Genomic DNA, 20,626 nt, shown 5'->3' on the forward strand with positions numbered 1-20,626 from the left:
CCTGCAATGACGACACATGCCTCCCGGTATTCGGATTACCTGCATTTCTTTGCGGCCTGGCTGGGCAACCCCCTGAAGGTCGCGGCCATCGCGCCGTCGGGCGCGGCGCTGGCCGAGTTGATCACCCGTGATGTCCGGCCCGGCAGCGGGCCAGTGCTGGAGCTGGGGCCGGGCACCGGCGCGTTCACGCGGGCCTTGCTGGCGCGGGGCGTGGACGAGGCCAGCCTGGTGCTGGTCGAGCCGGATGCCCGCTTTGCCCAACTGCTGCAGCGGCGCTATCCGCGCGCCAGCATCCACCAGATCGACGCGGCGCGCCTTGGCCGTGCAGGGCTTGCGGCGGGCGCTGCCGAGGCCGTGGTCAGCGGCTTGCCCTTGCTGGCGATGCCGCCGCGGCAGGTCATGGCCATTCTGGCGAGTGCGTTCGGCCAGTTGGCGCCGCAGGGCTGTTTTTACCAGTTCACCTATGGGGTGCGTTGCCCGGTGCCACGCGTCATTCTGGACCGGCTGGGCTTGAAAGCGACCCGCATGGGCCGCACGCTGTTCAATCTGCCGCCCGCGACGGTGTACCGGTTTTCACGCCGGCCGCCGGCGCGCGGCTCAGCCGTCCAACCCCGCCCGTCGCACCCGCACCGGCACTGACTTGTACGACGGCGTACCGCTGTCCTGGTCGATGTAGTCCAGCGGCACCAGGACGTTCGCTTCCGGGTAGTAGGCCGCCACGGTGCCGCGCGCGATGCTGTATTCGATGGCGGTGATGTTCCTGAGCGTCAGCTTGCGGCCATCGGTGGCGGTGTCGATGTCGACCAAGTCACCGTGTTCCAGGCCGAGCGCCGCCAGGTCGTCGGGGTTCATGAACAGCACGTCGCGCCGGCCGAACACGCCTCGGTAGCGGTCGTCCAGGCCGTAGATGGTGGTGTTGTACTGGTCGTGGCTGCGTATCGTGACCAGGGTCAGGACGTCGTCTTCCCACGCCGTGTTGCTTTCGCGGATGCCGGGAAACACCGAGAACATCGCCTTGCCCGAGGGCGTGTTCCAGCGCCGCTCGGTGGCGGGCAGCGGCATGCGAAAGCCGCCCGGCACGCGGATGCGGGCGTTGTAGTCGTCAAAGCCCGGGATGGTGCGTTCGATCAGCGTGCGGATGCGGTCGTAGTCGTCGACCAGACCCAGCCAGTCGACCTTGCTGGCGGGCAGCACGGCGCGGGCCATGCCGGCGACGATGGCCGGTTCGGACCGCAGGTGCACCGAGGCCGGCTTCAAGCCGCCGGCGGACGCGTGCACCATCGACATGGAATCTTCCACCGTGATCGACTGCGGGCCGCCGGCCTGCACGTCCAGTTCGGTGCGGCCCAGCACGGGCAGGATGAAGGTTTCCTTGCCCACCAGCAGGTGCGACCGGTTCAGCTTGGTGCCCAGGTGCACGGAAAGGCGCAGCTGTTTCATGGCGTCAAAGCAGCGTTCGGGGTCGGGCATGGCCATGGCGAAGTTGCCGCCCAGGCAGATCAGCGCCTGCACCTGGCCGGCGATCATGGCCTGCATGGCCTGCACCGAATCGTGGCCATGGGCGCGCGGCGGAGAGAAACCGAACACGTCTTCCAGGTTGCGCAGGAAGCTCTCGGAGGGCTTTTCGGTGATGCCGACGGTGCGGTTGCCCTGCACGTTGGAATGGCCGCGCAGCGGGCAGATGCCGGCGCCGCGCTTGCCGATATTGCCGCGCAACAGCAGCAGGTCGGCGATCAGCCGCACGTTGGCGGTGCCCTTGTTGTGCTGGGTGATGCCCATGCCGTAGGTGACGATGGCGGCGGTGGATCGTGAATAGGCCTCGGCCACCTGTTCCAGACTGGCGCGGGGCAGGCCGCTGTGCTTTTCGATGTCGGCCCACGAGGTCGCTTCCAGGTCGGCGATCAGCGCGTCGACACCTTGGGTGTGCTGGGCGATGAAGTCGTGGTCCAGCGCGTCGCCGCGCTCGGCATCCAGCGCCAGCAGCGCCTTCATGATGCCCTTGAGCGCCGCGGCGTCGCCGCCGGCCTTGACCTGGTAGTAGGTCGAGGCGATGTCGGTGGACCCGTAGGTGGCCATCTCGACGATGCTCTGCGGGTCGGCGAAGCGTTCCAGCGCGCGTTCGCGCAGGGGGTTGAAGACGATGATCGGCACCTTGCGGCGGGCGGCTTCGTGCAGCGTGCCCATCATGCGCGGGTGGTTGGTGCCCGGGTTGTGGCCGATCGAGATGATGAAATCGGTGTGGTCGAAGTCGTCCAGCGACACGGTGCCCTTGCCGATGCCGATGGACCGCGGCAGGCCGACGCTGGTGGCCTCGTGGCACATGTTCGAGCAATCGGGAAAGTTGTTGGTGCCGAATTCGCGGGCGAACAGCTGGAACAGGTAGGCCGCTTCGTTCGAGGCCCGGCCCGATGTGTAGAACTCGGCCTGGTCGGGCGTTTCCAGTTCGCGCATGACCTGGCCGATGCGGGTGAAGGCGTCTTCCCAGGACACCTCGCGGAAGGTGTCGCTGGCGGCGTCGTAGGCCATGGGGTGGGTCAGGCGGCCGAAGTTTTCCAACTCGTGGTCCGACAGCGCCAAGAGCGACGTGACCGTGCGCTGGGCGAAGAATGCCGGCGTGACGCGCTTGCTGGTCGCTTCCCAGGTGACGGCCTTGGCGCCGTTCTCACAGAACTGGAAGGTAGATTTGTGTTCTTTGTCGGGCCAGGCGCAGCCGGGGCAGTCAAAGCCCGTGGGCTGGTTGGTGCGCAGCAGCAGCACGGGGGCCTGCACCACTTCCATCTGCTGGCGCACGGCCTGGGCGGTGGCCTTCAAGGCGCCCCAGCCGCCGGCCGGGCCGTTGTAGGGGCGGATGCCGGGCACTTCTCGTTGCTTGCTCATCATGATTCTCCTGCTGGCGCCGGGCTGCAGCCCGTGACGGCAAGACGGCGCCGTCCACGCCCAAGGTCGACAGCGTGCCTTGCGGCGGTGCAGCAGGCCAATCGTTTGACTGAATTTCGTGATAACCAGCGGTTATCACGGCGGGTAACGCTGCAAATTGTGCGGAGTGAGCCGGTATCGCGATTCAGCGGGTATCGCGGTTCACGGCGGCGTCCCGGTTCAGCGGCTCGTTCAGCGCGGCTTCCAGGTCCAGCCCCGTGGCGATCTGCCAGGCGGCCTCGGACAAGGCCGGTTGCGGCTCGCGCCGCAGGCGGATCAGGCAGACGTCCTGGGTGATTTCCGGGGTGATGGGATGCACCCGCAGGTCGGCGCCTTCATGGCGGGTGGGCAGGGCGCTCAGCGGCAGGATGCTGAAGGCGCGGCCGCTCTGGCATTCGGCCAGCAGCATGCGCATGTCGTTGGTTTCCAGCACCACGTCGGGCTGCGCGCCGGCCGATCTGAACTGTTCGTCCAGCGTCTGGCGGTTCTGCATGTCGCGGCTGAGCAGGCACAGCGGCAGCTCGGCCACTTCGGCCCAGCCCAGCTGGCGCGGCAGCGAGGCCTGGGCGTCGGCCACCAGCACATAGCGTTCCGAGAACAGCGGCAGCACGTCGTAGTCGGCGCCGGCCACCGACCGGTCATACAGCATGCCCAGCTGAATGTCCTGTGATTTCAGGCGCTTGAGAATTTCTGGCGTGCTCAGCGCGGCGACTTCCATGGACAGCTGCGGCAGGATCTCGCGGTACTGCGCGCTGAGCAGCGAGGCGGCGTGGCCGGCGGTGGGAATGACGCCGATGGCCAGGTGGCCTTTGGGCACGCTGCGGATCAGCCCGGCTTCCTGGCGCAGGCCTTCCAGCGACGTCAGCATCTGCCGCACCCACTGGATCACGCGTTCGCCTTCGGGCGTGATGCCCTGAAAGCTGCGGTTGCGCCGCACGATGGTGATGCCCAGTTCGCGTTCCAGCTCGCGGATGCCGTTGGACAGGGCCGGCTGCGACACGTGGCAGGCTTCGGCCGCGCGGCCGAAATGCCGGTGCTTGTCCAGGGCGATCAGGTAGTTGAGCTGGCGGATGAACATGGCGGCGCGGCGTGGGGCAGGTGCAACGGCCAAGGATATCTGAAATACCGCGCGGGCCGGATGGCCGGCCGCGCGGCTATGCCTGCCAGGCCGGCCCCCAGGGGCTAGCCGGCTTCGCTGACGCCGCACCACTGCGCGATGAACAGGGCGATGGTCTTGGTGATCAGCCGCAGGGATTCCAGGTGCACGCGTTCGTCAAAGCCGTGGATGTCCAGCGACTTCGGGCCGTAGACCAGGGTGGGCATGTTGCCGTAGATCACGAACACCCGGGCGTCCAGGTAGCCGGGCGTGGTGAAGCTCTGCAGATCGTTCTGGAACGCCTGGCGGTGGCAGGCGCGCAGCGTGTCTTCGGCGGCGCTGCCTTCTTCCAGCACGTAGCCTTCGGCGTAGAAGCCGGTGTAGGTGACCGTGGGCGGCGTGCCGCCCAGCCGCGGGTCGGACACGGCATCCCGCAGGCAGGCGTCGATCTCGGCGCGGGCCTCGTCGGCGGTGGTGCCGGGGTAGATCGCCGCGCGCACGTCGAATTCGCACCAGGGCGGCACGGTCGACGGCCAGTCGCCGCCTTCGATCTTGCCGATATTGAAATTGATCGGGTGGTCCAGGTGCTCGAAATGGCGGTGGCAATGGTGCTGGCCGTTCCATTTGGCCTCGATCCGGCGCAATGCCTCGATGGCGGCATAGGCCGCGTCGATGGCGTTGAAGCCATTGGCCATTTCGCGGGTGTGGGTCGGGTGGCCCTGCACGCGCACCTTGAACCACAGCACGCCGACGTTGGCGCGCACCAGCATGTTCTCTTCGGGCTCCGGAATGATGACGGCGTCGGCCTGGTAGCCGCGCAGCAGGGCCGCCAGTGCGCCGTTGCCGGTGCATTCTTCTTCCACCACCGACTGGAAGTAGATCGGGGCTGCGGGCGCATAGCCCGCGGCGCGCACGGCGTCGTAGGCATACAGGTTGGCGGCCAGACCGGCCTTCATGTCGGCCGCGCCGCGGCCGTACATCCAGCCGTCGATGATGGCGGGGTCCCACGGCGAACGGCTCCACATGTCGACCGGGCCGGTGGGCACCACGTCGATGTGGCCGTTCAGGATCAGCGACCGGCCGGTCTGCGCCTCGGGCCGGTACGTGCCGACCACGTTGAAGGCGTTTTCGTACGACACGGTGACCGGGCCGAAGCCAGGGTGCGACTCGATGTCCTTGACGTCGATTTTCCAGCGGTCCATTGCAAAGCCGCGCTGGCGCATGGCCTCGAACAGGAAGTCCTGCGCCGTATGTTCCTGCTCGCGCAGCGACGGAAACCGCACGAGGTCCTGCGTGAATGCCAGCTGGGCGTCGAAGCGGGCGTCCACGGCTTGCAGAATGCGGCGGGTCTGCTGCTCGGTCAGCGGGGCGGGAGTGGTTGTCTGTGTCATGCGGGGTTCCTTGAACGGTGAAAAGCAATGATCAAAGGGCGGCGGCCCCAAGCGGCTGTTCGGGCCGTCGCTCGGGCAGCCGCTCGGGTCGCCAGTCAGGCAGCGGCGGCGTGCGCCGCGTCCAGGCGCAGGCGGCGCTTGTGGCCGGCCAGCGCCCAGATCGACACCAGCGTGATGGCCGACAGCACCGAATAGAAGATCGCCAGCGGCAGCCACTGGCCCGGGTAGTGGTACGTCAGCCAGGTGCCGATCAGCGGCGTCAGCCCGCCAGCCACCGCGCCGCACAGCTGGTACGACAGCGAAATGCCGGAATAGCGCACATGCGTGGCGAAGGCCGAGCTGATGTAGCCGGCCATGGCGGAATAGATGGCCGCCATGAAGACCAGCACGATCGCGATGCCGGCGATGATGCTGAAGGCGTCGCCGCGCGTTACCAGCATGAACATCGGGTAGGGCGCAAACACCGAGAACAGGGCCGCCGTGATCAGCACGCGCGCCGTGCCCACCACGTCGGCCAGCCAGGCCGCCACGGGCTGCACGATGAACTGGATGATCGCGACCACGAACAGGCAGTCCAGGATCAGCGCGCGGTTCAGGCCCAGCGTCTGGGTGGTGTAGGACAGCATGAACGTGTTGGTGAAATAGATGCCGCCGATTGCCACCGTGCACACGCCCATGCACAGCAGCACGGTGCGCCAGGCGGTGCGCAGCACTTCCTTGGCGGGCACCTCGGCGCGCTGCTGGCGTTCCAGCACCTTGGCGAAATCGGGCGATTCATTGACGCCGACCCGGATGAAATACCCCACCAGCAAGAGCACGGCGCTGATCAGGAAGGGCACGCGCCAGCCCCAGCTGACGAAGTCGGCTTCGTCCAGCGTGGTGAGCAGGCGAAACGCCAGCAATGACAGGATCAGGCCCGCCGGGCTGCCCAGCTGGGCGAACGAGGCCGCGAAGGTGCGGCGGCGTTGCGACGCATGTTCGCCGGCCATCAATACGGCGCCGCCCCATTCGCCGCCCACGGCCAGGCCCTGGGCCAGGCGCAGCAGCAACAGCAGGGCGGGCGCCCACAGGCCGGCGCTGGCGTAGCTGGGCAACAGGCCGATGCCGACCGTGGCCAGGCCCATGATCACCAGCGTTGCCATCAGCGCGTTCTTGCGGCCGACGCGGTCTCCCAGGTGGCCGAAGATCACCCCGCCCAGCGGCCGGGCCAGGAAGCCTGCGGCAAAGGTGCCGAACGACGCCATGGTGCTGACGAACGGGTCCGCAGTGGGAAAGAACACCTTGCCGAAAACCAGTGCGGCGGCGGTGGCGTAGATGTAGAAGTCGTACCACTCGATGGTGGTGCCGACGAAGGCGGCGGTGGCGGCGCGAACCGGTTGCCGTTGCGGGGCAGGGCTGGCGGGAGCGGCCATGGGTTTCTCCTTGTATGGGTATGGATGTTCGAAGGCGGTTTATCGCTTCCGGCGCCATATAACGTCAATTTATGTTTTATAATAATTAACTTAAATTTTGTTTATGTATGGCGGTTTTGCTGGCGCTGCAGGGCACTTCCCGGGCCTGGCCGCCGCCGTCGCCTACCGCGGAACGCCCTGATGCCCTCGACGACTCCCCTGGCCACCCGCCCCGGCGAACGCCTGGACTGGAACCTGCTGCGCACCTTCCTGGTCATCGTCCAGGAACGCAGCATCAGCGGCGCCGCCGCCAAGCTGCACCTGACGCAGTCCGCCGTCAGCCAGGCGCTCAAGCGCCTGGAAGACCAGTTGCAGCGGCGGCTGATCGAACGCCACAACACCGCGTTCACCGTCACCAACGCGGGCGAAGAAGTCTGCCGCGCGGCCGAAGCCATACACGGCAATGTGTCGCACCTGCTGACCCACGTGTCGCAGACCGACGTGGCCGAAGTGGGGCGCATCCACCTGCTGGTGGCCAGCCGCATCCACTCCACCGTGTACGACAACTTCTGGGCGGACTTTCATCGCGTGCATCCGCGCATCGAGGTGCAGATGGACGTGCTGCCCAGCAGCGAGATCAGCACCCTGGTCCAGCAGCGCGCGGCCACGGCCGGCATCGCGCTGTGCCGGCAGATGCCCAAACGGCTGGATCACAAGGTCTTCCTGCAACAACGCTATGCGCTGTTCTGCGGCCGCAACCACGCGCTGTTCGGGCGTCAGGACATCCGCATCGAAGACCTGCTGGGCGAGAATTTCGTGTCTTTTGCCAGCGACGCCCTGGGCGACAGCCTGTCGCCGCTGACTATCTTTCGCGACCAGCGCGGGTTTTCAGGCCGCATTGTCGCGTCGTCGACGCATCACGATGAGGTCAAGCGGCTGCTGATCGCCGGCTTTGGCATCGGCTGCCTGCCGGAACACAGTGTGCAGGCAGACCTGGCGCAAGGCCGCCTGTGGCGGCTGCCGCCGGGCGAGGGCGTGTGCTCGGTGGACCTGCATCTGCTGTGGCACCGCGACGCCCAGCACACGCCGGCCGAAGTCGTCTTCCTGAAGCATTTCCGCGACTACATCGACCGCTATTCGATGGCCGAACGGCTGGCGACCGCGTAGGTGCGGACAGGCCAGGGGCTTGACAGCCCGGAACACAACGAATAATGTTGCTACTACCAACTAATAATTCGTTGACCGTTCATTCAGCCATGAGCCTCACCCGCAAGCGCAGCGCGACCCAGGACGCGGAAGCCCTTTACGAAGCCGTCAATCAACTGATCCGGGTGCATCAGTTTCGCGATCGCGACCGCATCTGTTGCTACGACGTGTCGGTGGCACAGTGCTATGCGCTGGAAACGCTGGTCAAGCAAGGCCCGCTGCGGCTGCAGTCGCTGGCACAAGAGATGTTCCTGGATAAAAGCACCGCCAGCCGGGTGGTCGATTCGCTGGAACGCAAAGGCTATGTCACGCGGGTGGCCGACGCCGCCGACCGACGCGCCGTGCAACTGGCGCCTACCGCCAAGGGCAGGGCGCTGTACCAGACCATCCGCGCGGACTTGGTCGCCGAAGAGGCCGCCATGATCGAACACATGCCGCCCGAGGTTCTGGACGGCGCCTTGGATCTACTCGGCCAGCTGACCCGCGCGGCGCAGGCGCGCTGCGGCGCCCAGGCGACCCGCCCGGCTGAATAACGCATCCCAAAGCAGAATCGTTGCAGGTCCGCCGTGGCGCAAGCGCGGCATTTTTTTCAATCAAATAGTTGTTAGTACCAATTAATAGTGGGAATCCCCCCACGTGTCTTGAAAGAAGAGGTGTCAATCATGAGCATGGATCATCTACCCATTGCAATCGTCGGCGCAGGGCCCGTCGGCCTGGCTGCCGCGGCCCATTTGCTGGACAGGGGGCTTGCGCCCCTGGTGTTCGAAGCTGGCGCCACGGCAGGAGCCAGCATCGGCCGCTGGGGCCATGTGCGCATGTTTTCCCCGTGGAGCTTCAACATCGATGCCAAGGCCGCGGCATTGCTGGCGCCGACGGGCTGGGTGGCGCCGCCGGCCGACGCGTATCCCACAGGGCGAGACCTGTTGACGCAGTACCTGTGGCCACTCGCCGAGGTAGCGCCGATTCGCCAGCGCCTGCACCTGAACAGCCGCGTGGTGTCGGTCAGCCGCGCGGGTCACGACGTCATGCGCACTGCGCAGCGCGGGCAGGCGCCGTTCGTGTTGCGGGTGGCGGGCCCCGAGGGCGAGCGGGACGTGTTGGCGCGGGCGGTGATCGATGCGTCCGGCACCTACGCAACGCCCAACTGGATGGGTACGCACGGAATTCCTGCCTTGGGCGAAATGGCGTCGGCGGACCGCATCGCCTACGGCGTGCCCGACGTGCTGGGCGCTGCGCGCCCGCGCTATGCGAACCGACGCGTGCTGGTGCTGGGCAGCGGCCATTCCGCGTTCAACGCGCTTCACGACCTGGCCGAACTTGCCGTCGCCGAGCCACGCACTCAGGTGTTGTGGGCGATTCGCGGCGTATCGCTCGAACGCATCCTGGGCGGGGGCAAGAACGACCAATTGCAGGAACGCGGCAAGCTGGGCCTGGTGATCGGGCGTCTGCTGGATGAAGGCAAGATCGCGCTGCATACCGGCGTTCATGTCGACCGGGTCGCCGAATCGCCTGAAGGGTTGCGCCTGCATGCCGCCAGCCAGATTCTGCCGCCGGTGGACGAAGTCATCGTGGCCACGGGCTTTCGGCCCGACTTGGGGTTGCTGTCCGAACTGCGCCTGGAACTGGATCCGGCTACGCAAAGCCCGGTCCGGCTGGCCCCGCTGATCGATCCGAATGTGCATAGCTGCGGTACCGTGCGGCCGCACGGTGCGGCGGAACTGTCGCATCCCGAAGACGGACTGTACGTCGTGGGCATGAAAAGCTACGGCAGGGCGCCGACGTTCCTGATGTGGACGGGCTACGAGCAGGTGCGCTCGGTGGCAGCGGCCCTGGCGGGCGACTGGGAGGCCGCCGGGCGAGTCGAGCTGGTGTTGCCCGAAACCGGCGTCTGCCACACGCAGTTTCGCCGGCCTGACGCGGTGGCCGAACGCGGATCGGGGTGCGGCACCACCGCATGCGCGAGCGGACGGCAGGGCTAGGGGACGGTCACTGCGTGCGGTCCAGCGTATGGACTTGATCCAGCCGTGGCGTGTCCAGCAGCCGGGCCTTGGCATCCAGCAATTCATCGTCGGTCACGTCGAAGCGCTGGAGCCAGGCCTCGCGCTTGACGCCGGTCAGACGCGGCTCTCCGGCCGCGCTGGCTGCCAAATGTATTCCGGGCTCTGAACTTCTCAGTGCCTTGAGCGCGGCATTGGGCAGCACATACTGGGGCGGCTTGGGGTCGATCAATGTCGCGGCGGTATCCGGTTCATTGCCCGCCTGTATCACGATGCCTGTGCCGTAGTCGTAGAACGCGAACCAGTCGGGGGGCAGCGCCGAGCGCAGCGTATGCAAGCCGCCCACCTGCTCGACCATATCGTGATTGAGCGCCGTCAGCCAGGAAACGGTCTTGAAGGTGTCGCGCTTGAGCTTGGAGGCGGAAAATACCGGCGCGCCGACATCGACGCCGCGGAACTGGTCGGACACGACGGCCTCGGTCGGCTGGCTGCTGTTCCATTCGGTAGGCGACAGCACGAAGCCGAAGCCGCCGTGTCCGTGAAACGCGTGCAGCCGGCGGGCGAAGGCCACGAACAGGCGTTGAAATGCCTGAGGCTGTTCGACGACTTTCGCAAACGGCAGCGCAAAGCGCAGCACGTCCAGCCGCGGGCGTTTCTTGACCTCCCAGGCAGGCGCGGTATCGACACAGAAGGCATACGGCCCGGCGTCCTGACGCTTGGCGCCGCTGGTGTAGCTCAAATCGATCTCTTCGTCTTCGTCGAGGGCATTGAACCAGTCGCGAATGGCGGGCGCCTTGGCGTAGCGCAGGCAGGGCGGGCCGGAAGGAGGTTCGCCGCGCCACAGCCAGGTGAATACGTCGCCGGCCTGGGCCAGGTAATCATCGAAACACTGGGCAATCGCGGCCCGCTTGGCGAGCGTGAAGCCGCCATCGAAGTACAGCGTGCCGGTGACCGTGACCACGGCGCCCACATAGTCTTGTGGACCCCCGCGCATCAGCAGGCCGCCGGGAAACGGTAGCCCCTTCGGGTTCTCGCGCAGCGTGGCGGCAAAGGCTTCCGGGTTCATCTACGCCGCATTGTCCGCCAGCAAGGGCCGCGCCGCTGACGCGCCGCGCAGCGATTCCAGCAGCACGCGCTTGTTCTCGCGGCTGCGGTAGGCGTGTTCGCGCATCAGGTTTTCGGCGCGTACGGCTTCGCGCCGGGTGATGGCGCGCAGCAGGTCTTCGTGGTCTGCCTGCGCCCGCAGCACAAACGGCGTTTCCAGCAGGGAAGGGGTGGACGGCAGCGTCAGCGCGGCGGGGCCGGCCAGCGGGGTCTTGTTGTTGTGTTCCAAGGCGGACAGCAGGGCGCGGTTGCCGGCGGCCTCGCACAGGATTTCGTGAAAGCGCCGGTTGATCTGGCCCCAGGCGCGCGCGTCGACGGTGGTGTTGGGATCGCGCCTGGCGGGCGCCAGCAGCGCGCGGCCTTCTTCGACGGCTTCGGACAACTGGGCTAGCACGGCCTCGGATGCGCCGCGCTCGGCCAGCAGCCGGGCCGCCATGCCTTCCAGCACGCCGCGCACATCCACGGCGTCGCCGATTTCTTCCACGGTGAACGCCCGCACCCGGAAGCCCCGGGACGGCAGCCGTTCCAGCAGGCCTTCCTTTTCCAGTTCCGTCAGCGCGATGCGCAGCGGCGTGCGCGACACGCCCAGGCGGGCGGAGAACTGCAATTCGACCACGCGTTCTCCGGGCTGCAAGGCGCCCGAAAGCACCATGTCCCGAAGTTCGGAAATCACTTTGTCGATCTGTGCGGCCATAGCGGAGCGTCGGCTGAAGATTGTCTGAAAGGGGGGCTCCAGTGTACCCAGAAAATTGCATGCAATCGGGAAGAGAATTTGGATTTCCGTCTTGCGATTAATCAAAATTGCATGCAATAATCCAGAAAAACAGCGTTCAAGGCGCAAATAAACGCCTGAATGCATGCAAAGAAAACTCAATTGCATGCCGTCGGGCACTGCAAAAGCCCAGGAGACAAGATGAAGCTGATCAGCTTCCTGCACGCAGGCCGCCCCGGCTGGGGCGTGTTGCGCGGCACCGAAGTGGTGGTGCTGACCCCCGTATGGCCCGACGTCATTGCCGCGCTGGCGGCCGGCCCCGAGCAGATCGCGCAGGCCGCCCAGGCGCCGGGCCGGTCCTGTATTGCGCTGGCGCACCTGCAATGGCTGCCGCCCGTGCCCGCGCCCCGCAAGATTCTGTGCGTGGGGCTGAACTACGGCCGCCACGTACAGGAGGCCGGACGCGAGCTGCCCGCGCACCCGTCGCTGTTTCCGCGGTTCGCGGACAGCGTGGTCGGCCACCGGGAAGCCGTGTGGAAGCCGCGCGCATCCGACAAGTTCGACTACGAAGGCGAACTGGTGGTGGTGATTGGCCGGGGCGGGCGCCACATCGCCGCGGCGGATGCGCTGTCGCACGTCGCTGGCTACACCTGCATGGCCGAGAACTCGGTACGCGATTTCCAGAAGCACAACGCCCAGGTGACGCCGGGCAAGAACTTCGAGCGCAGCGGGGCGATCGGCCCCTGGCTGGTGACCGCCGACGAGATCGGCGACCCCGCCCGCCTGCAAGTGATTTCGCGGCTGAACGGCGAAGTCATGCAGCACGGCGACGTGTCGGACCTGATTTTTCCCATTCCCGAGCTGATCGCCTACATCAGCGCCTTTACCCCGCTGTCCACCGGCGACCTCATCGCCACGGGCACGCCGGAAGGCGTGGGTGCCAGCCGCAAGCCGCCTCGATTTCTGGCGGCGGGCGATCGGCTGGAAGTGGAAATTCCCGGGATCGGCATCTTGAGCAATATCGTGGCGGACGAACCCGCCGCGCAACCAGGAGACGCGCATGGCTGATGCGCTGCGGTACCTGACGGAACGCGATGTCGTGTCCGTCCTGGATATTCCCCGGGCCATCGACGCCTTGCACGACATGCTGATCGCGCAGGGCCGGGAACAGGCGCGCAATCTGCCCAAGACGCTGGCCACGTGGGGCGACGGCAGCTCAATGCATGCATTGGGTTCGGTGCAGACCGGCGCGGCAGGCTATGCCGGCTTCAAGACCTGGGTACATACCAAGGCGGGCGGGGGATCGCTGTTCAGCCTGTTCGATGCCGGCTCGGGCGCGCTGCGCGCCATCATCGAGGCACGCGCGCTGGGCATGCTGCGCACGGCGGCGATCAGCGGCGTGGCCACCCGGGCGCTGGCGCCGGCGGATGCCACCTGCGCCGCGCTGATCGGCACCGGTCCGCAGGCCGTCACCCAGCTGGCCGCGCTGGCGGCGGTGCGTCCGCTGCGCCAGGTCCGCGTCTACAGCCCCACGCCCGAGAAGCGGCGCGCCTTCGTGGCCAGCGTGGCGGGCAAGTATGCCTTCGACATCCAGGCGTCGGACACGCTGGAACACGCCCTGGCCGGCGCCGAGATCGTCACGCTGATCACGCGCGCCGTCGACCCGTTCGTGGACGCGGCGCGGCTGGCGGACTGCCGCCACCTGAACGCGGTGGGCGCGATCCTGCCGAGCAAGGCCGAGTTCACCCAGGACGTGTTCGAGCGCGCCGATGGCGTGGTGGTGGACGACCTGGAAAACGCCCGCCGCGGGTCGCGTGAGCTGCGCGAGCGCTTTGGTGCCGACGGCGCGCCGTGGCCGGGCGTGACGGTGCTGAGCGACTGGCTGGCGCAGGGACTGGCGCGGCCTTCGGACGCCCGCCTGACGATCTTCAAGGGCATGGGCATGGGCCTGTCGGACCTGGCGATGGCCCGGGTGGTCTTTGAGCACGCCCGCGACCAGGACCTGGGCCTGGCGCTGCCGCCCCAGACCCGCGAAAACCTGCTGCTGGCGCAGCCCTGATCCGCATTCAATCAACCAAGACCGCCGACGCCGGCGGCAAGAGGAGACAAGCATGTTCGTCGACGTCAGCGGGGCGGCGCCCCGGGAACAGAACAAATGGCCGTCGATCGTGATCCCCAAAGAGGACATCGATCTGGAAATCGCACGCCTGATCGACGCGCCCCGGCCGGACAACGGCCGCCGCGCCTCGCTCATCACCCATCCCGAGGCGAGCGCGCCGGGCCTGGGTCTGGCCCCCGGCACGGACGTCACCATCAACGTGGTGAACCCGGGCGAGCGCAGCTTCAACTTGCGCAAGAACTCCAACATGCTGGAAATCTGTATCAGCGGAGAAGGCGTGGCCACGGTGGCGGGCCGCGACATCCGCGTGGGCCATTGGGACGTCTGGAATACGCCCGCCATGCAGGTGCATTCGTATCGCAACGAGGGCAAGACGCCCTGGGTGCGGCTGTCTTATTCCAACGCGCCTCTCTTGGAAAAGCTGGAGATCCATTACGTCGAAGAGTTCGACGGTGCCGTGCCGCCGGCCGACGCCAATACCCGGCCCGCGCCGCCGCGGGCGCCGGACGCCGCCCGGTCGCGCGACCTGGCGCTGCGCGAACAGATCACGCCCGAGGGCGCGTGGCTGCTGGGCTATGAATGGCTGATCGACATCGACGTGCTGGACTCGAAGGCGCTGTACTGGCCCTGGCAGGCGGTGTCGCGCCACCTGCCCACGGTCGAGGACATGGCGCGGGGCTACAACGGCCGCCGCCTCTTCGTGCTGTACAACCCGGCGACGGAACGCCGCATCGGCACCACGCACAGCTTTTTCGCGACCATCTCGTCGTCGCCGCCCGACAACCACCATGTGCCGCATCGCCATAGTTCGTCGGCCATCAACTATTACCTGCGTGGCAATGGCTACAGCAAGGTCAATGGCGTGCGGCTGGACTGGAAGGCGGGCGACCTGATCCTGTCGGCCCCCGGCTGGGCTATGCACTCGCACCACTCGGGCACCGAGACCACGTCGGCGCTGACCGTGCAAGACCACCCGCTGCAGATCGCGATGGAATCGCTGATCTGGCAAGAGCGCATGCAGGAACCCATCCTGGCGCTGGGCAGCCAGAGCGGCTTTGAAAGCAACCGCGCGCAATTGGCCGCCGCCTCTTGACCCCGCGCCCCGACGAATCGACACCCGGACCCACCATGACCCTGACTGAACTGTCCGACGCGCCGTCGTTGCGCGCGCGCCTGCGGGACTTCTACGACGACTACGCCTTCTGCCTGGACGAAGGCCGGCTGGAGCAATGGCCGGACTTCTTCACCGAAGACTGCCATTACCGCGTGCTGTCCCGCGAAAACCACGATGCGGGCCTGCCGCTAGGCCTGATCTACTGCATGAATCGCAACATGGTGCGCGACCGCGTGACCGCGCTGTGCGAAACCACCATGTTCGAGCCGCGCTCGCTGCGCCATTTCATCAGCGGCGTGCGTGTGATGGACGTGCAGGGCGAGCACATCGTGTCCCAGGCCAATTTCGCCGTGATGGAGTCGCTGTCCGACCGCGAGCCGACCCTGAACATGGTCGGCCGCTACCTGGACGTGCTGCGCGTCACGCCGGACGGTATTGCGATCAACCGGCGCGACTGCGTGTACGACAACTATCGCGTGCGCACGTCGTTGATCGTTCCCATTTGAATCCGCTGCAAGGAAACCTGCCATGACCTGTTCCGACTCCGCCGTGCTGGACACGCCTGCCGCGGCCCCCATTCATCTTGAACGCCGCTGGCCCAAAGAGGGTTACACGCGCATTCCCAACTGGGTCTATACCGATCCGGCCATATTCCAGAAGGAAATGGACGTGTTCTTCGCCGGCCAGACCTGGAACTACGTCGGCCTGGAATGCGAAGTGCCCGACGTGGGCTGCTACAAGCGCAACTGGATCGGCAACCGTCCGGTGATCATGGTGCGCACCGACACCGGCGAAGTCGGCGTGCTGGAAAACCGCTGCGCGCACCGCGGGGCGCAGATCTGCTGGCACAACACCGGCAAGGTGACCGACTTCACCTGCCCCTACCACCAGTGGAACTACGACCTGAACGGCAACCTGCAGGGGGTGCCGTTTCGCCGCGGCGCCATGGGCAAGGGCGGCATGCCCAAGGACTTCGACCCCAAGCAGAACGGCATCCGCAAGCTGCGCAGCGTGAACCGCGGCGGTTCGATCTGGGCCACGTTTTCCGAGGATGCCCCCAGCTTCGAAGACTATTGCGGCCCGGAAGTGCTGGCCGAGATAGACCACATGCTGCCGGGCAAGCCGCTCAAGCTGCTGGGCTACAGCCGCCAGCTGATCCCCAGCAACTGGAAGATGTACCTGGAAAACCTGAAGGACCCGTACCACGCGACCTTGCTGCACACCTTCTACATCACCTTCGGCCTGTGGCGGGCGGACTCGAAGTCCGAATGCATTCCGACCGGCGGCGGCGCGCACAGCGTCATGGTGTCGCACAACGAAGGCAAGAAAAAGACGGAAGCCACCACCGAAATGAGCCGCTTTCGCGACGACCTGGAACTGCTGGACCTGGAAACCGTGACGCCGCGCGCCGAGTTCAACCGCGGGCGGGTGGGCGGCGCGTGGGTGTTCCCGGCGGCCCAGTTCGGCATCCAGGCGAATTCGCTGAAAACCCGCCACGTCATTCCCCGCAGCCCCACCGAGCACGAACTGGTGTTCACCTATTACGGCTACGAGGACGACGATGAGGAAATGACCCGCTTGCGGCTCAAGCACGCCAACCTGCTGGGGCCGGCCGGGTTCGTGTCGATGGACGACAGCGAGATGCTGAACCAGGTGCAGATCGGCGTGACCGGGTATCCCGAGGCGCGCGGCATCGTCGAAATGGGCGGCCGCGACACGGAACCGGCGGACTACATGGTGACCGAGGTGCTGATCCGGTCCTTCTACGACTACTACCGCAAGGCAATGGGGCTGTGACCATGGATATCTGGAAACCTGTCGCCCGGCTGGCGGAGATCTCGCCGGACACGGGCACCCTGCGCGTGGTGCACGAGGGCGAGGCGGTCTGCCTGTACGACCTGCAGGGCGAGATCTGCGCCACCCAGGATCGCTGCCCGCACGGCAATGCCAGCCTGGCCGACGGCTACCTCGAAGACGGCAAGATCGAGTGCCCGCTGCACCAGGGCGTGTTCGACATCCGCTCGGGCAAGCCGCAGTGCCCGCCGGTCACGACCGACCTGCGCCGCTACGACGTGCGCGTCGAGGCCGATACGGTCTACCTGAAGGCGCAAGCAACGTGAGCGCGGACGCCATCGTCATCGTCGGCGCCGGCCAGGCGGGCGGCTGGGCCGCGACTACGCTGCGCGGCCGCGGCTTTGGCGGCCAGGTGGTGCTGCTGGGCGACGAGCCGCATGCGCCCTACGAACGGCCGCCGCTCAGCAAGGCGGTGCTGGGCGGACAGGCGCCTGCCGAGAGCACCGAACTGTTTTCGGCGCAGCGCCTGGCGGAACTGGACATCGCCTTCCATCCCGGTATCGCCGCCACGCGGCTGCGGCTGGCGGACAAGCGGGTAGAGACGTCAGACGGCGCCTCGGTCAGCTATGCCAAGCTGATCCTGTGCATGGGCGGCCGGCCCGTGGTGCCGCCGCTGCCCGGCGTGGACAGCCCGGGCGTGCACGTGCTGCGCACCCGCGACGATGCGTTGCGGCTGCGAGCGCGGCTGGGGCCGGACCGGCATGTCGTCATCGTGGGCGGCGGATGGATCGGCCTGGAAGTGGCCGCCACGGCGCGCCAGGCCGGCAGCAGGGTCACCGTGCTGGAACAGGCGCCGCGCCTGTGCGCCCGCAGCGTGCAGCCCGGCGTGTCTGCCCACCTGGCCGCCCTGCATGGGGCGCATGGCGTCGACCTGCGGCTGGGCGCCAGCCTGTCGGCCATCCATACGCTGCCCGACGGCCGGCCGGTCGCCGAGCTGGCCGACGGCACCCGGCTGACGGCTGACGCCGTGGTGCTGGGGGTCGGGCTGGCCGCCAACGATGCGCTGGCGCGCGAAGCCGGCATTGCCTGCGACCGGGGCGTGCGGGTCGATGCGCATTGCCGCACGTCGGCGCCGGATGTCTATGCGGCCGGCGACGTTGCCGTGTCGACGCATCCCGCCACCGGTGACGCGATGCGCCTGGAATCGTGGCAGAACGCCCAGGACCAGGGCATGGCGGCGGCCCTGGCGGCGCTGGGCGAGTCCGCTCCGTATGCGCCAACCGGCGCGGTCTGGTCGGAACAGTACGGCGCCATGGTGCAGATCGTGGGGTTTCCGGCGCTGGCGCAATGCGAGGTGCTGCGTCCGCAAGCCGATCGCCGGATGCTGCTGTCGGTATCGCTGGATGCCGCCGGCCGCGCCGTGGCCGGCGTGGCGGTGGATGCCCCGCGGGAATTGCGCCAGCTGCGCAAATGGATTGCACAGGGCGCAGTCCTGGACCCGGCGTTGGTACAGCGGCCCGACGTGCCGTTGGCCAGCGCCCAGATCGGATGACGAGAATGATGGATCACACCTCCCAGCAAGCCCACGCGGTCAAGGCCGCCTGCGAAGCCGTCGTGCTGACGTTTTTCCACGCGCTGGACACCCGCCGCCATGACGCCGCCGCCGCCTTGATGGCCGCTGACGGCGTATGGCTGCGGCAAGGCCAGCGGCTATGCGGGCCCCAGGAAGTGCTGGACGCGCTCAATGCCCGGGCGCCGGACCGCAGCACCTGCCACGTCATCACCAACCTGCGCCTGCTGGACCATGGCGAGCGCGGCGCCACCGTGGGCTATTTCCTGATCGCCTACGACAGCGTGCCGCAAGCGCAGGACGGGGCGCCGCGGCTGGCCGCCATTCGGGAATGCCGCGATGTGCTGGTGGACACGGCCGATGGCTGGCGCCTGGCCGACAAGAGCAGCCGCCGGCACCTGCCGCCGGAATAGCCCTATCCAGGAGAGCGACCGAACCGATTTTTTCGCATCACACGAGCGTGCCCGATACACCTAAAACGCCGCGGGCGCGCGCAACAGCATCCCAAAGGAGACAACCTCGTGAATACCCCCAAACTATTGATCTGTATGACGGCCGCCGCAGGCGCGTGGCTGATGACGGCCCCCGCCTCGGCGCAACAGGCCGCCTGGCCCACCCACGCCATCACGCTGGTCGTGCCGTTCGCGGCCGGCGGCGGCGGCGACACGCTGGCGCGGCTGGTGGCCGAACCGCTGTCGCGCGAGCTGGGCCAGTCCATCATCGTCGAGAACCGCCCGGGTGCGGGCGGCAACATCGGCACGTCCATCGCCGCGCGCGCCAACCCGGACGGCTACACGCTGTCGTACGGCACCAACGGCACCCAGGCCACCAATCACTGGCTGTACAAGTCGCCCGGCTACAAACCCAATGATTTCGAGCCGATCTCGCGCTTTACGGTGATTGCGGCGGCGCTGGTGGTCAATGGCGCCGACGAGCGCTTCAAGACCTTGGCGCAGCTGGTGGACTACGCCAAGTCGCACCCTGGCGAACTGACCTGTGGCTCGGCCGGCAACGGCACGTCGTCGCACCTGGCCTGTGAATTGCTGAACCAGATGGCCGGGCTGAAGGTCATGCACATTCCGTACAAGGGCGGCGGCGCCGCCATGACGGACCTGATGGGCGGGCGGATTTCCTTCCTGATCGACGTGATGCCCAACGTGTCGGGCCAGATCGCCGCGGGCAAGCTGCGCGCGCTGGCGGTCACCACGCCGGAACGCGTCGCGTCCAATCCCGATATTCCCACCATGAGCGAGGCCGGGGTGAAGGGCTACGAGTTCTTCGCCTGGGACGGCCTGTACGCGCCCAAGGGCACGCCGGTTGCCGTGCTGGACAAGCTGAATGCCGCCGTCAACAAGGCGCTGCAGCAGCCCGAGGTGAAAAAGGCGCTGGAATCGCGCGGGGCGATTCCGTCGCCCACCTCGCGTCAATCGCTGGCGGAGTTCGGCGCCGAGGAATACACCCGCCTGGGCAAGGTCGTGAAAACCGCGGGCGCCGCCATCGACTGATCGGACTCAGGGCGCCATCGCCTCGCGCGCCAGCCGCGCGACTTCCTGCGCCACGCCTTTGCGTTCGCTGTAGCGGTCGGTCAGGTAGTCGCTGCGGTCACGCACCAGCAGCGTGAACTTGATCAGTTCTTCCATCACATCGACGACCCGGTCGTAATAGGGCGACGGCTTCATCCGGCCGGCGTCGTCGAATTCCTGGAAGGCCTTGGCCACCGACGACTGGTTCGGGATGGTCACCATCCGCATCCAGCGGCCCAGCACCCGCAGGGCATTGACGGCGTTGAACGACTGCGATCCCCCGGATACCTGCATGACGGCCAGGGTGCGGCCCTGGGTGGGGCGGACGCTGCCGGTTTCCAGCGGCAGCCAGTCGATCTGGCTCTTGAAGACGCCGGTGAGCGTGCCGTGCCGCTCGGGGCTGCACCACACCTGGCCTTCGGACCACAGCGACAGCGCACGCAGCTCGGCCACCTTGGGATGGTCGGCCGGCGCGCCGTCGGGCAACGGCAGGCCATGGGGGTCGAAGATGCGCGTTTCGGCGCCCAGCCGGGTCAGGATGCGAGCGGCTTCTTCGGTGAGCAACCGGCTGTACGAACGCTCGCGCAGCGAGCCGTACAGCAGCAGGATGCGCGGCGGATGCGTGGCGCCGCCGTGCAGCGCCAGGTGGGCATGGTTGGGGGTGTCCAGCAGGGTGTCGTCCAGGCTGGGCAG

The 20,626-nt window shown here is 67.2% G+C and carries 20 protein-coding genes; 13 read left to right on the forward strand and 7 right to left on the reverse strand.

All coding sequences use genetic code 11. The annotated features are described in order from the left end of the window. The first annotated feature begins 6 nt into the window (after positions 1-6). Positions 7-639: a class I SAM-dependent methyltransferase gene (locus tag U858_RS0118365; protein ID WP_025138616.1), complete on the forward strand. Its 633-nt coding sequence runs from the start codon at positions 7-9 to the stop codon at positions 637-639. On the opposite strand, the gene U858_RS0118370 is transcribed toward U858_RS0118365, so the two are convergent. The 4 genes from U858_RS0118370 to U858_RS0118385 form a co-directional block, all read right to left on the reverse strand. Further along, positions 598-2,877 carry an FdhF/YdeP family oxidoreductase gene (locus tag U858_RS0118370; protein ID WP_025138617.1) on the reverse strand — a complete coding sequence of 760 codons (2,280 nt, stop codon included), beginning with the start codon at positions 2,875-2,877 and terminating at the stop codon, positions 598-600. The genes U858_RS0118365 and U858_RS0118370 overlap by 42 nt on opposite strands. 184 nt (positions 2,878-3,061) lie before the next feature. Next, complete coding sequence (locus tag U858_RS0118375; protein WP_157838823.1) at positions 3,062-4,027, reverse strand: LysR family transcriptional regulator; 966 nt, start codon at positions 4,025-4,027, stop codon at positions 3,062-3,064. A gap of 71 nt (positions 4,028-4,098) precedes the next feature. Next, positions 4,099-5,403: an ArgE/DapE family deacylase gene (locus U858_RS0118380; protein WP_025138619.1), complete on the reverse strand. Its 1,305-nt coding sequence runs from the start codon at positions 5,401-5,403 to the stop codon at positions 4,099-4,101. Between the two features lie 95 nt (positions 5,404-5,498). Then, positions 5,499-6,815, reverse strand: a complete 1,317-nt coding sequence (locus tag U858_RS0118385; RefSeq protein WP_025138620.1) for an MFS transporter — start codon at positions 6,813-6,815, stop codon at positions 5,499-5,501. A 180-nt stretch (positions 6,816-6,995) separates the two neighbouring features. Here U858_RS0118385 and U858_RS0118390 point away from each other — a divergent pair, with 180 nt between their 5' ends. The 3 genes from U858_RS0118390 (at position 6,996) to U858_RS0118400 (ending at position 9,979) form a co-directional block, all read left to right on the forward strand. Continuing rightward, positions 6,996-7,961: a LysR family transcriptional regulator gene (locus U858_RS0118390; RefSeq protein WP_025138621.1), complete on the forward strand. Its 966-nt coding sequence runs from the start codon at positions 6,996-6,998 to the stop codon at positions 7,959-7,961. An 89-nt stretch (positions 7,962-8,050) separates the two neighbouring features. Continuing rightward, the gene (locus U858_RS0118395; protein ID WP_025138622.1) at positions 8,051-8,533 is read left to right on the forward strand and encodes a MarR family winged helix-turn-helix transcriptional regulator; all 483 of its coding nucleotides are present in this window, start codon (positions 8,051-8,053) and stop codon (positions 8,531-8,533) included. A gap of 129 nt (positions 8,534-8,662) precedes the next feature. Further along, a complete protein-coding gene (locus U858_RS0118400) occupies positions 8,663-9,979 on the forward strand; it encodes an NAD(P)-binding domain-containing protein (protein WP_025138623.1) in 1,317 nt (438 codons plus the stop codon). A 7-nt stretch (positions 9,980-9,986) separates the two neighbouring features. Here the strand turns inward: U858_RS0118400 and U858_RS0118405 are convergent, their stop codons facing one another. Further along, positions 9,987-11,063, reverse strand: a complete 1,077-nt coding sequence (locus tag U858_RS0118405) for a type VI immunity family protein (protein WP_025138624.1) — start codon at positions 11,061-11,063, stop codon at positions 9,987-9,989. Continuing rightward, positions 11,064-11,795 carry a GntR family transcriptional regulator gene (locus tag U858_RS0118410; protein WP_025138625.1) on the reverse strand — a complete coding sequence of 244 codons (732 nt, stop codon included), beginning with the start codon at positions 11,793-11,795 and terminating at the stop codon, positions 11,064-11,066. Between the two features lie 219 nt (positions 11,796-12,014). Here U858_RS0118410 and U858_RS0118415 point away from each other — a divergent pair, with 219 nt between their 5' ends. The 9 genes from U858_RS0118415 to U858_RS0118455 all read left to right on the forward strand — a co-directional run bounded on the left by U858_RS0118415 (position 12,015) and on the right by U858_RS0118455 (position 19,915). Next, complete coding sequence (locus U858_RS0118415) at positions 12,015-12,881, forward strand: fumarylacetoacetate hydrolase family protein (protein ID WP_025138626.1); 867 nt, start codon at positions 12,015-12,017, stop codon at positions 12,879-12,881. Next, positions 12,874-13,872, forward strand: coding sequence for an ornithine cyclodeaminase family protein (locus U858_RS0118420; protein ID WP_025138627.1), 999 nt, complete (start codon positions 12,874-12,876; stop codon positions 13,870-13,872). Before U858_RS0118415 ends, U858_RS0118420 begins: the two co-directional genes overlap by 8 nt. Before the next feature lie 52 nt (positions 13,873-13,924). After that, the gene (locus U858_RS0118425) at positions 13,925-15,025 is read left to right on the forward strand and encodes a cupin domain-containing protein (RefSeq protein WP_025138628.1); all 1,101 of its coding nucleotides are present in this window, start codon (positions 13,925-13,927) and stop codon (positions 15,023-15,025) included. A gap of 35 nt (positions 15,026-15,060) precedes the next feature. Then, positions 15,061-15,552, forward strand: coding sequence for an aromatic-ring-hydroxylating dioxygenase subunit beta (locus tag U858_RS0118430; RefSeq protein ID WP_025138629.1), 492 nt, complete (start codon positions 15,061-15,063; stop codon positions 15,550-15,552). Positions 15,553-15,574: 22 nt separating this feature from the next. Then, on the forward strand, positions 15,575-16,843 hold the full coding sequence (locus U858_RS0118435; RefSeq protein ID WP_025138630.1) for an aromatic ring-hydroxylating dioxygenase subunit alpha: 1,269 nt from the start codon (positions 15,575-15,577) through the stop codon (positions 16,841-16,843). A 2-nt stretch (positions 16,844-16,845) separates the two neighbouring features. Beyond that, the gene (locus U858_RS0118440; RefSeq protein WP_025138631.1) at positions 16,846-17,166 is read left to right on the forward strand and encodes a non-heme iron oxygenase ferredoxin subunit; all 321 of its coding nucleotides are present in this window, start codon (positions 16,846-16,848) and stop codon (positions 17,164-17,166) included. Beyond that, positions 17,163-18,392, forward strand: coding sequence for an NAD(P)/FAD-dependent oxidoreductase (locus tag U858_RS0118445; protein WP_025138632.1), 1,230 nt, complete (start codon positions 17,163-17,165; stop codon positions 18,390-18,392). The genes U858_RS0118440 and U858_RS0118445 overlap by 4 nt, the downstream gene beginning before the upstream one ends. An 8-nt stretch (positions 18,393-18,400) precedes the next feature. Continuing rightward, positions 18,401-18,823 (forward strand): nuclear transport factor 2 family protein, encoded by a 423-nt coding sequence (locus tag U858_RS0118450; protein ID WP_025138633.1) that lies wholly within the window; start codon positions 18,401-18,403, stop codon positions 18,821-18,823. Between the two features lie 135 nt (positions 18,824-18,958). Continuing rightward, positions 18,959-19,915 carry a tripartite tricarboxylate transporter substrate binding protein gene (locus tag U858_RS0118455; RefSeq protein WP_025138634.1) on the forward strand — a complete coding sequence of 319 codons (957 nt, stop codon included), beginning with the start codon at positions 18,959-18,961 and terminating at the stop codon, positions 19,913-19,915. A gap of 6 nt (positions 19,916-19,921) precedes the next feature. Here U858_RS0118455 and arsH read toward each other — a convergent pair whose 3' ends face one another. Beyond that, positions 19,922-20,617, reverse strand: coding sequence for an arsenical resistance protein ArsH (gene arsH / locus U858_RS0118460; RefSeq protein WP_369797694.1), 696 nt, complete (start codon positions 20,615-20,617; stop codon positions 19,922-19,924). Positions 20,618-20,626 lie beyond the last annotated feature (9 nt).

This window comes from Achromobacter sp. DH1f (assembly GCF_000633435.1).
Lineage (GTDB): Bacteria > Pseudomonadota > Gammaproteobacteria > Burkholderiales > Burkholderiaceae_B > Achromobacter > Achromobacter deleyi.

What these genes read in the sequence shown, in the direction of transcription:
- U858_RS0118395 (WP_025138622.1), top strand. Translation starts at nt 8,051, where the DNA reads ATGAGCCTCACCCGCAAGCGCAGCGCGACCCAGGACGCGGAAGCCCTT.
- U858_RS0118370 (WP_025138617.1), bottom strand. Translation starts at nt 2,877, where the DNA reads ATGAGCAAGCAACGAGAAGTGCCCGGCATCCGCCCCTACAACGGCCCG.
- U858_RS0118420 (WP_025138627.1), top strand. Translation starts at nt 12,874, where the DNA reads ATGGCTGATGCGCTGCGGTACCTGACGGAACGCGATGTCGTGTCCGTC.
- U858_RS0118440 (WP_025138631.1), top strand. Translation starts at nt 16,846, where the DNA reads ATGGATATCTGGAAACCTGTCGCCCGGCTGGCGGAGATCTCGCCGGAC.
- U858_RS0118410 (WP_025138625.1), bottom strand. Translation starts at nt 11,795, where the DNA reads ATGGCCGCACAGATCGACAAAGTGATTTCCGAACTTCGGGACATGGTG.
- U858_RS0118430 (WP_025138629.1), top strand. Translation starts at nt 15,061, where the DNA reads ATGACCCTGACTGAACTGTCCGACGCGCCGTCGTTGCGCGCGCGCCTG.
- U858_RS0118390 (WP_025138621.1), top strand. Translation starts at nt 6,996, where the DNA reads ATGCCCTCGACGACTCCCCTGGCCACCCGCCCCGGCGAACGCCTGGAC.
- U858_RS0118435 (WP_025138630.1), top strand. Translation starts at nt 15,575, where the DNA reads ATGACCTGTTCCGACTCCGCCGTGCTGGACACGCCTGCCGCGGCCCCC.
- U858_RS0118425 (WP_025138628.1), top strand. Translation starts at nt 13,925, where the DNA reads ATGTTCGTCGACGTCAGCGGGGCGGCGCCCCGGGAACAGAACAAATGG.
- U858_RS0118385 (WP_025138620.1), bottom strand. Translation starts at nt 6,815, where the DNA reads ATGGCCGCTCCCGCCAGCCCTGCCCCGCAACGGCAACCGGTTCGCGCC.
- U858_RS0118455 (WP_025138634.1), top strand. Translation starts at nt 18,959, where the DNA reads ATGACGGCCGCCGCAGGCGCGTGGCTGATGACGGCCCCCGCCTCGGCG.
- U858_RS0118405 (WP_025138624.1), bottom strand. Translation starts at nt 11,063, where the DNA reads ATGAACCCGGAAGCCTTTGCCGCCACGCTGCGCGAGAACCCGAAGGGG.
- U858_RS0118450 (WP_025138633.1), top strand. Translation starts at nt 18,401, where the DNA reads ATGGATCACACCTCCCAGCAAGCCCACGCGGTCAAGGCCGCCTGCGAA.
- U858_RS0118380 (WP_025138619.1), bottom strand. Translation starts at nt 5,403, where the DNA reads ATGACACAGACAACCACTCCCGCCCCGCTGACCGAGCAGCAGACCCGC.
- U858_RS0118400 (WP_025138623.1), top strand. Translation starts at nt 8,663, where the DNA reads ATGAGCATGGATCATCTACCCATTGCAATCGTCGGCGCAGGGCCCGTC.
- U858_RS0118365 (WP_025138616.1), top strand. Translation starts at nt 7, where the DNA reads ATGACGACACATGCCTCCCGGTATTCGGATTACCTGCATTTCTTTGCG.
- U858_RS0118415 (WP_025138626.1), top strand. Translation starts at nt 12,015, where the DNA reads ATGAAGCTGATCAGCTTCCTGCACGCAGGCCGCCCCGGCTGGGGCGTG.